At 57.7% G+C, this 11,309-nt stretch carries 12 protein-coding genes and 3 pseudogenes; 6 read left to right on the top strand and 9 right to left on the bottom strand.

Translation table 11 applies throughout. The features are described from left to right. The first annotated feature begins 75 nt into the window (after positions 1-75). Complete coding sequence (locus tag BM438_RS38640; protein ID WP_093645586.1) at positions 76-816, top strand: hypothetical protein; 741 nt, start codon at positions 76-78, stop codon at positions 814-816. Between the two features lie 111 nt (positions 817-927). Here the strand turns inward: BM438_RS38640 and BM438_RS38635 are convergent, their stop codons facing one another. Together BM438_RS38635 and BM438_RS38630 are read right to left on the bottom strand one after the other, a co-directional pair. Further along, positions 928-1,236, bottom strand: a complete 309-nt coding sequence (locus BM438_RS38635) for a hypothetical protein (protein WP_093645582.1) — start codon at positions 1,234-1,236, stop codon at positions 928-930. A 255-nt stretch (positions 1,237-1,491) separates the two neighbouring features. Next, positions 1,492-2,475 carry a GlxA family transcriptional regulator gene (locus BM438_RS38630; protein WP_093645579.1) on the bottom strand — a complete coding sequence of 328 codons (984 nt, stop codon included), beginning with the start codon at positions 2,473-2,475 and terminating at the stop codon, positions 1,492-1,494. A 1,092-nt stretch (positions 2,476-3,567) separates the two neighbouring features. On the opposite strand from BM438_RS38630, the gene BM438_RS38625 reads away from it, so the two are divergent. Continuing rightward, positions 3,568-3,753 (top strand): hypothetical protein, encoded by a 186-nt coding sequence (locus BM438_RS38625; RefSeq protein WP_093645577.1) that lies wholly within the window; start codon positions 3,568-3,570, stop codon positions 3,751-3,753. Between the two features lie 130 nt (positions 3,754-3,883). Here BM438_RS38625 and BM438_RS38620 read toward each other — a convergent pair whose 3' ends face one another. Then, positions 3,884-4,078, bottom strand: coding sequence for a hypothetical protein (locus BM438_RS38620; RefSeq protein WP_093645593.1), 195 nt, complete (start codon positions 4,076-4,078; stop codon positions 3,884-3,886). Positions 4,079-4,598: 520 nt separating this feature from the next. Here BM438_RS38620 and BM438_RS38615 point away from each other — a divergent pair. Both BM438_RS38615 and BM438_RS38610 read left to right on the top strand, forming a co-directional pair. After that, positions 4,599-4,775, top strand: a pseudogene (locus tag BM438_RS38615) (alanine racemase); the annotation flags it as partial. A 37-nt stretch (positions 4,776-4,812) separates the two neighbouring features. After that, positions 4,813-5,502 carry an IS6 family transposase gene (locus BM438_RS38610; protein ID WP_093645572.1) on the top strand — a complete coding sequence of 230 codons (690 nt, stop codon included), beginning with the start codon at positions 4,813-4,815 and terminating at the stop codon, positions 5,500-5,502. A 1,078-nt stretch (positions 5,503-6,580) separates the two neighbouring features. On the opposite strand, the pseudogene BM438_RS38600 reads toward BM438_RS38610, so the two are convergent. From BM438_RS38600 to BM438_RS38585, 4 genes and pseudogenes are all read right to left on the bottom strand, one after another. Further along, positions 6,581-7,502, bottom strand: a pseudogene (locus BM438_RS38600) (transposase); the annotation flags it as partial. A gap of 157 nt (positions 7,503-7,659) precedes the next feature. Continuing rightward, positions 7,660-7,983, bottom strand: coding sequence for a CcdB family protein (locus BM438_RS38595; RefSeq protein WP_093645567.1), 324 nt, complete (start codon positions 7,981-7,983; stop codon positions 7,660-7,662). After that, a complete protein-coding gene (locus BM438_RS38590; protein ID WP_093645564.1) occupies positions 7,983-8,249 on the bottom strand; it encodes a type II toxin-antitoxin system CcdA family antitoxin in 267 nt (88 codons plus the stop codon). Before BM438_RS38590 ends, BM438_RS38595 begins: the two co-directional genes overlap by 1 nt. A 470-nt stretch (positions 8,250-8,719) precedes the next feature. Then, positions 8,720-9,010, bottom strand: coding sequence for a DUF1488 family protein (locus BM438_RS38585; RefSeq protein ID WP_093645561.1), 291 nt, complete (start codon positions 9,008-9,010; stop codon positions 8,720-8,722). 396 nt (positions 9,011-9,406) lie between these two features. Here BM438_RS38585 and BM438_RS38580 point away from each other — a divergent pair, with 396 nt between their 5' ends. Next, positions 9,407-9,730 (top strand): hypothetical protein, encoded by a 324-nt coding sequence (locus BM438_RS38580; protein ID WP_093645558.1) that lies wholly within the window; start codon positions 9,407-9,409, stop codon positions 9,728-9,730. A gap of 192 nt (positions 9,731-9,922) precedes the next feature. Here BM438_RS38580 and BM438_RS38575 read toward each other — a convergent pair whose 3' ends face one another. Beyond that, positions 9,923-10,222, bottom strand: coding sequence for a hypothetical protein (locus BM438_RS38575; RefSeq protein ID WP_244179546.1), 300 nt, complete (start codon positions 10,220-10,222; stop codon positions 9,923-9,925). A 275-nt stretch (positions 10,223-10,497) separates the two neighbouring features. On the opposite strand from BM438_RS38575, the pseudogene BM438_RS47105 reads away from it, so the two are divergent. Beyond that, positions 10,498-10,584: pseudogene (locus BM438_RS47105) on the top strand (PDDEXK nuclease domain-containing protein); the annotation flags it as partial. Positions 10,585-10,861: 277 nt separating this feature from the next. On the opposite strand, the gene BM438_RS45085 reads toward BM438_RS47105, so the two are convergent. After that, positions 10,862-11,290: a cupin domain-containing protein gene (locus BM438_RS45085; RefSeq protein WP_143131833.1), complete on the bottom strand. Its 429-nt coding sequence runs from the start codon at positions 11,288-11,290 to the stop codon at positions 10,862-10,864. Between the last annotated feature and the right edge of the window lie 19 nt (positions 11,291-11,309).

The raw sequence follows: 11,309 nt of genomic DNA, 5'->3' as shown, positions 1-11,309 counted from the left end.
ACGGTTTGCAGGGTGTAAGCGACGGACGGGCACTGGTGCCGGTCAATTGTGAATGACTTTCTTTGGAGATAGGCGATGAAGCTTCTAAACGGCGCTACGCAGCGCGCGCTGCAGTTCGGATCGATAGTGCTTGCGACCAGTGCGCTGGTCGCATGCGGTGGTGGAACCGATAGCGGTAGTTCACCGGGCGCGACGGTGAGCGGCACAGCCGCAGTAGGCGCGGCAATGGCAAACGCAAGCATCGTACTGACCTGCAAGAACGGTTCAGGCAGCGCGACGGCTAATTCCAGCGGTGCGTATTCGGCGACCTTCAAGTTTGACGGACCGTGTGCGATCACTGCATCCGGCGGCGCGATCACGATCCATTCGTTTGCGGTCAGCGCGGGCACTTACAACGTGACGCCCTTGACCGAATTGCTTTTGAGCTATCTGGCCGGGCAGCTTGGAACCACCGTTAGCGGATTGCTGTCGGGAATCTCGAGCAACACAGCGTTTCAGAGTGCGCTGTCCAACAGCACGGTAATCGCGAACGCAGAGGCGGCAGTCGCCCAGTTGCTCAAGACCCAGTATGGGATAACGCTTTCGTCATCGTCGTTCTTGACGGTTTCGTTCACGCCAGGGCAGCCCGGCGCGGACGCGGATCTGGACGCTTTGCAGACGGCTGGCGCGATTACCGCGAATGGTCAGCCGGCGGCGTCGCTGACAGCCGCTGCGGCGGCGGCGGGGGCGGCGGCACCGATTTCGGGTGGGGGCAACGGAGGTGGAACAACCGGCGGAACGGGTGGCACCGGCGGCACTGGAACCGCAACGAAATAGCTTTCACGTGCGGAAGCAGGAAATCGGACTGTCGGCTTGGTCCAGGTTCCCAACGGACCTGGACCGGGCGCTAACCGAAGAATCTTTGCCCGATACGAAATCGCTCGACAACTATTCGTAGCCGAGCTTGTGACTCAGAATGGGCGCGAAAAAGAGTGCCATCGCAGCGCCCGCTGCCTTGCCCTCGAGCTCTGCGGCCGCAACCGCGGCCTGCATTCCATACAGCTGCGTGAACAGATCGAATAGCTGAGGCAGGCAGTAGAGCGTCGCAATCGCAATGCAATAACCTTGCACGATCGATATGCGCCAGCTCTTCTCAAAGGCGATAGCAGCGGCAACGATGCGCAAAATGCCGAACAACACGAGCGCACCCACAGCTGCCTGTTCGCGGACCAGATACTCTGGAATAAACTCGCCCATAACTCCCTGTGCACCCGGTAGATTAGCCGGCCTGAAATTGAGAGCCGCCGATTCGAACGTTGCCATCGGACGGCCGACCGCTTGGGACAATCGTTCTTCAGGATCGAAGAACGAATTGACTGGTTTTGATATTACCGAAGCCGGACTCGCGCAGTGAAAGCGCGGCTGAAAGAACCACAATGATGGCCGATATAGTCAAGCGTCATCGCCCGTAAATCGGCGGCGGGTATCCATGCGCCGCTCTTCGCAAGCCTTCTACGGTGCCACTGCGTTGCGCATCCGATAGTCCGTCGGTGTCGTCGCCAGATATTTCCTGAAGAGCTTCGACAATTGCCCGCCGCTGCCGATGCCGCAGCGGCGCGCGATCTTGTCGATCGGCAAACGCGACTCAACAAGCATTCGGCAACTCATGTTCAAACGTGCGCGAAGCAGATAGTCGGAGGGCGTCATGCCGATCTCGTTCTTGAAGCGGCGCAGGAAGTTGCGCTCGCTCATCGCCGCAACTTGCGCAGCATCGTCGATTGAGATGGGGCGATCGACGTTCGCATCCAGCCAGCGCGCCGACGCCAGGATCTTCTCACTGACCTGTGGCGTCAGGCCAAACGTGCCTGCCGAGCTGAAAGGTGTGGTGGGTCGCGGGGCGATCGATTCAGCGACTTGCTGTGCCAGTTCGGCGCCGAGATCCTCTTCGACGATGCGTAGCGCCGTGGATGCGGCACCAGGCGGTTCTGTCAGCGACCGCGCCGGAGGAAGGCCTTGCACTTCGCTACCGTCATAGAGAAGCGGGCAGTAGCGACTAGGCAGCCCGGCTGCTTGCAGCAGCAGTTGGCCTTCCGCGATCGGATGCACGATCTCGCTGACTGGATGCCGGCGGCGCAGCCAGCTGCTCAAGCGCTCGTCGCGGCATGCCTGCTGTGCGCCCGCACCGCCGGCAACGAACAACAGGTGTGTCTCGTTCGTGCCTCGGTGCGACTGGACGTCGTCGGTCCAGACAAATACCGATGACGAACTGGCGATACGCCCACCCGCGGCGGAAAGCAGCGAGACGTCATAGCGGACGCGGCCCGATCGCTGCTCGGCGGTGAGCGAGTTTGCCTTCTGGAAGATCTCGATGATTGCTGCGACCGTAGGCAGTGCAAAGCCATTGAACAGTGCGATGTCGACGCGAGTCAGCGCGCTCGTTTGCATCGGCACCGCACTTTGCCGCGAGCTATGCGGCAGAGTCTCTACCAAGTCCATTTGTTTTTCCCCGGAAATATGTGGTCTGCAAAGTCTTCTCCCCAAGACTCTGTTTTTTTTCTTATTGGCGCATGCTATCGATTTGATTCTGTTGTCAGTATTACATGGCCGAATTAGCCAACACATTGGCCGTTGGGGACACTGAGTGGTGGGCCGGCGAATAGCCGTGCTGGGCTTCCGATTCTACCGGCCGCGAACCCGATATGGTTTGGAAAGGCAAATCGCGACAAAACTGAGACGGAATGTATAGCGAGAATATTTATTCATTTATATGCGCTTCTGATAACTATTGCCCAATACTGGTGAATTGATCAATGCCATAGAAATATCTTGTAACGGATACATTTAGGGGTTATGTTGCCCAATCTGACACATTCGCTATGCCGTGCCGTGTGCTATCACAAAGACCTGCTGCGGACGCCGGGAAAATGGGTGCCTCAGACTATCTATGATGCAGCGCCCGGCGGTTTGGTCTTCTCGGACAGAAGGTTTCCGATAACCGCCGCAAAGCAGTGCAGCACACTGAAGCAGGTAACATGACGTTCGGCCGCTCCGGGTATGCACTTGCAGGTGTGTGTCACGCATATCGTTGCCCGCCGACGTCGCAGTTCGGCGGACTTGTCGATGTTTTGAGGACACTGCAACCAGATACGTCCTCGGATACGATCACTTGCGCATTAATTCAATGCGAGACCTCGCGAGCCGACTCGGCTCTCCAGTCACAGCGGAACCCAGCGAAGGGTTCGGGGCACTTGGCATCGTTCGGGCTGCAGGGTTTAAGCCTGTCGATCGCCTGTCGGATCAATCAATGCTATCGAGCCGCGTCAGCCGCCGAATGGTGGCTTTTGGGGCTTGTGCTGTCTTCTATCGTCCAGTTGCTTTGCCTGCGATTCGTCCGGGTTTTCAAGGAAGGGTTTCCTGCCTCCTTGCACACGGGGAACGCTTGTATCATGTAAAGCGCTCCGTTCAGCTCGGTCACCGCACAGGCGTTGTGTAGGCGCGGGCGAGGTGGATAAAAAGGTGGATAAAAATATTTAGCAAACGATTGCGCAAGGGGCTAAAAAACCTTTGCACGCGACCGTTAACGGGTTCATGCACAAACAAGACATTCAGACTATTGTTTCCGCGGCTCGCGAAACTGCCGATTCTATCGTCGGCGCGCGCGCGTGGAAGACGGCCGAAGACGCCAACGCGATGCACGAAGTGATCTTCTGGGACATGCTTGCCAAGCGGTTGCCCAACACGAGCATGGCCGATTTGCTGTCAATGTTCGATTAGATGGCGTCGCCGGCACGGTGCATCTTGCCATGCCACGTGCTTCGAAGCCATTACGCTGCGTGTTATTACCCGCGCGATTGCGGACGTGGCCGACGTCCATCAATTGGCTTTCGAAGTTTCACGAGGACTGCTAGTCCCCAAGCCCGACCAGTGAAAAGATCTTGACGACTGATCCTGGCTTCGGTTGACGCTCGCCCTGTTGCTGAATGAAGACTTGCATCGCGCGCGTCATCTCCTGCCGTGAGAGGTTGCGATAGGCGCAGATGTTGTAGGTGACGCCGTGCTGCCGGTCCTTGATGAAATTATCTACGTTCGGTAGCTGCATACTTTCCTCGAAAGCGTCGCGCGATTTCCACACGGGTAGTTCTCGACGTCATCCATACCGTCTGATATTGCAGAGGTCCACGAAAAAGAGCCTGCCGCTCGAGGGAGCGACAGGCTGAAAGATCGAGGGGTGGGGTTCGCTTGAGAGAAGCGCCCCTCGAAAGACCGAAGCTGAGTTTAGTCGCTCAAAGCAGGCGGTGGACGCACGCGGCGGATGGGGTCACATTCTTGACCGAACACGACATGAAAAAGGGTTCCTCCGGGCAGGACTGGTCAAACGTTCGGGATTAAAGGTGATCGCATAGTCTTGGACGATCGAGCACCGACAGTCACTCAGGAGATCCGCATGTTCGCCTTCGGTTGATGGCAAAAACGGTCGAGAAATAAACCAAAAGATCAAAACAATACATTAACAAAAACTGGCTTCTGCTCGACGCGATAGCGGAAAGCGCTGGCGGCCACTACAGTGGTCTTAGCAACGGGCATCCATTCCGTTTCCAAACAAGCCCTCAAGGCCTCCTATGCCACGCCCGATCGTTGCCCAGATTCATCACGACGCAGTCAGCCACAACCTCTCCCGCGTCAAGCACCTGGATTCGCGATCACTGGCTTGGGCGGTAGTCAAAGCGAACGCATACGGACACGGAATCGATCGCGTTCTTCCGGCACTCGCGAATGCCGACGGCATCGCGCGGCTTTGTCACGTTGCCGAGGTGGTCGCGTAGAATTTTCGAGATGAAAAAATCTAAATCGTTCTATCACGGACATCTCTTTCCAGCGGTGGTCATCAGTTGTGCCGTTCGCTGGTATTTCCGGTTTCATTTGAGCTTGCGTGACATAGAAGAGTTGCTGTTCGAGCGCGACATCGTAGTGAGTTATGAGACCGTGCGCCGCTGGTGCGATAAACTCGGCGCCGGCTTCGCGCATTGGGTCAAGGCTGTCCGACGAGACCCGGGCAATACATGGCACCTCGATGAGTTGTTCGTGACGCTGCGCGGTGAAGCTTATGTGCCGTGGCGAGCCGTCGACGACCACGGCGCCGAACTCGATATCCTGCCGCAGAAGCGGCGCGACACGGCCGCAGCCGAACGATTCTTCAGGCGCGTGCTTCGTTCGTGCCCCGTGCCGCGCAAGATCGTCACCGACCAGCTGCGCGGTTATCCGGCCGCGAAGTCCAGGATCCCCGAGCTGGCAAACGTCAGGCATGTGTACGTCAAGGCTGCAGCCCGCGTGAACAATCGGGCCGAAAATAGCCATCAACCTACGCGTGAACGTGAGCGACGCTTGCGCGGGTTTCGCGACCTAAAGCGTACTCAGGCGTTTCTCTCGAACTTCGGACCGATCCGGCAGCACTTCGCGCTCAAGAGACATTTGCTGCGAGCTTCGCTCTACCGCAAACAGATCACTCAGCGTTTTGACGCGTGACATCGTTTCACCGAGCTTACCCAAAATCCGTTCGGCTTTAAGGAAAGCTCCGTTCGTCACGCTACCGCGACGCGAACAAGTTAAGTTGACAAAGCCGTCCGGTATGGTTTTTTGAATCGGGACGGTAGACGGCGCACGGGCGGGTCAGCCTTCGGCGCGATCGAAGAAACAAATTAGCACCATGACAAGCGCCAGAATCCAGTACCACAGTGGCAAGCGACGTCGTGACGCCAGTGGTCGACGGTAGATCAGTTCGCCGTTCTGAACTCTATACGATGCAATGTCACGATTCCCGTGTGTCTGGAGGCATAAATGTCTTGCGACCTCGTGGACATCCGGTCTGACTAACCGTAGATTGCGTTCGCGCGCCCGATGTTGATCACACATATTCTGGTCTTGGGGAGTTCGCGCCGGAAGCGGTGATAGCGGCCTGAGGGTGCGTATTGCGAGTCAAGGCGCGCCCCGCTTCTAGCGGCATTCCGATCAATAACGAAGTCTACGCAGACACTGTAAATCCTGGCTGCTGCGGGAGAGCGGTAGTCCTGGCGTCCACAACCTAAGAAAGCCCGCCGCAAGGCTCCAGCTTTGAAGGTTACACCCTCGATTTGCGTCATGCTTTCCGCCAATCCTTGGGCGCGGCCGGCTAGTTCGATGCGCTCTAGCCAGTCAATACAGTCGCCGTGCGACCGAAGCCAGAGATGCGTAGATTCAACCACCTGCCCGACGGTCAGCCATCTGCGTGCCACCTGACGCATAAGTAGTTGCGACACGACGAGAAAGGTCAGGAGTTCGGCGTGCGCGTTAGTATCGGGATGCGGTGACGAAGGCATAAGCAATCAGGACGGTAGGCGGTTACCCCATGCGGTTCCAAGCGGGAAACTTTCCGGGCGACTGTAGCCCAATGGTCGCCCGCGAAGTGCGGAAACCATGATAGATCGCAAACGATTGAACGCGACGCGAACGGCGGAACAGATCAAGCTGTTGACCGAACGCGACAATAGATCGCATCAGGTATTTCCGTCGAGAATATTCTGCACTGATCTTTCCCCGTGCAGTCGTCGCTCCGTGCATCCTGGCGCCGACGCATTTCGGTGCCCGCCTTGCTGATACCGAGTTCAGCCTCGCTGGTGCCGCTGGCGTACGGCGTGGGCATCAGGCCCAGACAGCCGGCCACTTCGCGGCGGTTGCGAAACTGCCGCCAGCTGAACAGTTCCCTGACGAGCGTCCACGCGCTGCCTGCACCGATGCCGGCAAGCTGTGCGAGCAGCGCCATGCCGGGATGTGCGCCGCTGCGCACCTGCCGCTCCTGCTGCACTTCGAGCAGGCGGATCGGCTGGTGCACCAGCGCGAGCCGCTCACATTCGCGGTCAATCTCGGCGCGCAGACCGGGCGCCAGCAACTCGCGCTGACGGGTCCACCAGTGCGTCCAGATGTGCCCGCCGACAGACCGGACCCGAAGGTTGTGCAGTACCAGCAGGGAGCGGATCCGGTTGGTGTGCGCGGTCTGCTCTTTGCGCAGGCGTTCGAGCTCGCGGTGCAGGCGCCGGTCGTCCTCCTGCTCGGGCGTGGGAATGCGTGCCACCGCCCACACACGCCGCTCGCCCGCGTAATAGCGCATGAGCATCGACAGCAGCTTGTCGCTGTCAAGCCGGTCTGTCTCGGCACGACGCGCACGGCGGTTCACCTCGATGCTGCCCGAATCCACCACGAGATTGACGATGCCCTTCAGCCAGCCAGCCGTGCAGCCAGAAACCGTCGCGGCCTGCTTCATAACAGCTGTAGACGGGTGCGTCGGCGCCGAGATGGCGACGCGCCCTGGCGTTGGCGATGGCGGTGAAAACCGCCGTGGCATCGCCGGCGGCGACCGTGCAGCGGCTGGGCGCACGCTGGCCATCACCCAGTGAGAGCTTCCAGTTCTTCTCGCCCAGTTCAAAAGCCATGTACAGGCGGCCACCTGCCGTCGTATTCTGCCCACGGAGGGCTGTGTCAGGCGTATCCATTTGCGTGCTCCTTCGGAGAAAACGAGTGTGCAAGTCCCGTTTTACTCCAGTCGGGCTTTCTGTCGCTGCCCTCTCACATAGCATCTAAGCGGCCAATGTGAAATTCGGCGATGCCGCTGCAGCCTTAGTCGCTCGTCATGCGAGAGAACGAGATTGGTCAGAAAGCGCCGAACAGACGATCGAGTGCGGCCAGAACCCGGGGATGTTCGGATCTGAGCGTTCCGGTCGAAGGACCAAGCTCACTAGTTCTGATCGCGCCTAGAAATGGCGTTTCCAGTATGAACTTTTCGCCGCTGATCTCGATGATCGGAGCCAAATCCTGCGCAACCTTGCCGGACGTGTAATTGCCGGCCACGCGTGTCAGGGGAATTACTACCCGCGACATCAGATCTCCCAGATGATCGCTCTGCACGTCGAGCAGATACGGCGACTTCGCCCTAGACTTGGATGACGGGTTGTTGTACAGGTCAAAACGGGCCATCAGAACATCCGGTGTTCGTCGAGCGGCAGACCGTCGCGTTCGATGCGTGCGTTCATCTCGGTAATGAAACCTGCGTGCTCTGCCGCCCAGACACGCGCCTCGGCTTCATGAACCTCCTCACGCAGACCTCGCTCGCTTGCGCGTGAGATGTTGACGTCCAATTCTTTCGCACGATCAAGTAGGTCAGATGGTAACGACACGTTGGTGGGCTTGCGACTGGCTTTCCGTGCCAGTTCGCCAGACTGCCGAATTTGTGCGGGATTCATGTACAGCTCCTATGCGCATAAAATATGCGCATATTGTCGCACATCCAGCGTAGCCGAACGTCGATTCGCATAATTTCGTTCCTACACGCGTCCAGTCGAATCGGGGCTTGCAGAAGCATCGGGAACAAGTTCGCTTCAAGAAGCTTTGGAGAAAATCGTTCCTCCGGCGGACGTTTGAGGCAATTTTGTAAGTTTGCCAACGCCTCCCGCACGTGGCCGATCTGAATTCCGACGAGAGCGCTGTCGTTGAGGGTACCCCGTTCGGTGACAGGGGCTGGGCTCGCGGTGTTACGCGGCGCCTGTTTCGCGCCTAGAGGCTAGCAACAAATTTCTGCAAGAAACGGGAACAGTTTTATGCAAACCGACGTCATCAGTGACGGCGCATATGACTTTACATAACATAATTTATCAATAAAAGTACGATCGTGCTTTTATTTTGCATCTATTTTACACCGTCCTCGTCGCGAGAATCACCCCCAGCCAGCAGCGGTGTACCGGGCCACGAAATCGTTGGCGGTTAGCGACAGTCGCTCGTCGGGCCGCGCAAGTAGCTTTCTTTGTGCGACCGCGACAATGCGGTTGCGGCCGTTTTCAAATGTTTTGAGCGTGCGCGTCGCGTCGGCGCTACGCGGTAGCCAGAAGTGCTCTTCGAGTGCGTCACGCGCAATTGCGCCCTCGACTTCGCGGCCGCGGATGGACAGCATGAAAACCACGGCGCGTCCGTCCGGCGAGACGGCGGGCGCGCGATCAAGAAGTTCCATGACGTACCTCGACATATCATTCACGGTCTTTGTATTTGTACTGAGCCGCTCAGCGATTAATCTACCAGAAGTCGAAAACTGCGCAAACATCCATGCCGCAACGGTTCAGCCTCAACAGTTATCCGTTGTCGATTAACCGCTGGCGACGTTATTTTTTGGATGGCCGTCGCGTTGCAGGCGGTTCTGTTTTTACGTTTATGTAACCGAGACAGACAGTTAGTTGCGTATTAGAAATCAACATTCTCCGCTATGGCGAGCTTTTTCGGGATTGCCCTGCGTCAGACTTGCCATTGAGGCGACCTCGATATTGTCAGACCGCCCGAAGCCCTGACGGAACAGCAACAATATTTGAATCCGCCGACACCAACTTGTTCTCGACGTGGCGAAGACATAAAAATGATTTCTTTCGGCCGAGAATACTCAGTAGCTCGCCGTTTTTTGACTGTCGATACCGTTCTGGCCGAGCGGTTTTTTGGGTTTGTGGAAGGCCACGAGTCTTTCACGTTTGACGCTCAAGACGTGAATAAATACCTGTCGGGCGAATCCGGGCTACACATCTTGACCGCCTGGTACCTGATCCGCATCCGACCAAAGACGCTCAAGCTAACTGAGTGGGTCGTTTATCAGGTCGCAGACGACCTGGTCTATGTCCACGTCGTTTGCGGCTCCCACATCGATCTCACGGCCCTATTCCACCGACGTCTACGTCGATCGATTTAGCGTGCTCCTCGCAGGGCTGCGGCCTCTCTCTTCAGGATTAGAATTCACGACTCGCGCGCCTTCCGGCTTGAGTAAAAGTGGATGCGGCGCCGGCATGACTCTAGCCGTGACCGGCATCTGAAGACTGTCCGCGGTACCGATCCTTGACGCATCCGGAACAGAATGAGGAGTAACTGGCCCAGTTCAGGGCGGTCAGGTCCTCAACGGAATTGGAGAGGCGGATGTCCCTCCGAGGAACGTCCTGAGCTTTTGCTCGGCTTCGAGTACCGCGTGTAGAGGCGCACTGGCGAGTTGCGAGTCATAAAGGGCTAGCAGCGCTTCAAAATCGACGACTGTGTCCGACGGTATTTGCCACCCTCCAGTTTCTTGAGCTTGTGCCAGAGTCGCTTCAACGGCGCACTCGGCGATCTTGAATTGCTCGACTGGATTATTGCCATATCCGGCACGCTGCAGAAACCAGCTCAAATACACGGCGTGCATGAGCTCATTCACAAGGTGCCCGTTTCCGTGGCCGCTCCGGCACGCGACTAGTGCAAGGTGATTTGCCAGGGACTGCTCATTTGCTGATGCTCGATCCATCGGCAACAGCAGCGCCTTTGTCAGCGGCTTGCGGACTCGACCGCCACGAGATTTGGTTCGTCGGGAGGACATCGGTTCGGAGTTGGACGGAGCGTTTTGAGAATGAGTGAATTATAGCTGGGCTCCTCGCGGTATCCCTGGTTCTCGCAAGCCGTAAAGCGACAAGACGTGCCACTAGCCGCTGTCCTGGTGACGAGTTCTTCATCGATCTACTCTTCCACCGTCTCAAGTTGCGTTGCTATCTTGTTGTCGAGTTGAAAACGACGCTGTTCAAAATTAGCAAGGTCAGATCTAGGTCGGCGCGTCCATCTTGAGGACACCTAGACCCTGCGGGTCATGGGCAAGGGCAAGCGGAAGCGGCAGGTGCCGATGCCGCACCGGCCTGTGGAGGCGCTCGCGGCGTCGCTGCAGCTGCGGCCGACGCCCTGCACGCTTGAGACCGCGCCCGGCAACACGCCGCTGATCGCCCACCTGAAAACCGGCAAGCCCCTGTCGTCCGATGCGCCGGCTCGGCTGCTTCGTCCCTCGAACCCCGTCCACTCGCATCGAAATTCAACCGCCTGCCGTGCAAGGGTCTGGGATAAACAAGTCCGTGGCACCCGGCTTCAGTACGACATAGGCCCGTTTCCAGGGTTGATCGCCTATCATGCTCCACTCGTGACCGCTGCCGGCAGTATCCTCGGCGATAAGTACATCGCCGGTTTGCAACAGAAAAGTTTCACCATCTCGGGTTTTGAATTGCAGTGTCCCCGATAGGGTAATAACGAACTGTGCCTCGGGAGCGTTGTGCCAGGCGAATGATCCGTGTGCGGACGTCTCCTTGAAGTGCACGGCCACGACATCGGTACGGGAATTCTCACTTACCGTTCCCTTAAGCACGTGCGATGCATTATCTCGACCCGTGTAGAGTTTGTATGCCCGAATCGCGGATCGTTGATTTGTAGCTGCATCCGACGCATCGTTCTCTGTTGCTTCGCTCATTTTTTACCTCCGGAGAAAA

The organism is Paraburkholderia aspalathi (assembly GCF_900116445.1).
Lineage (GTDB): Bacteria > Pseudomonadota > Gammaproteobacteria > Burkholderiales > Burkholderiaceae > Paraburkholderia > Paraburkholderia aspalathi.
The sequence above is the reverse complement of the archived record's forward strand: the minus strand, read 5'-3'. Positions and strand labels throughout refer to the sequence as shown.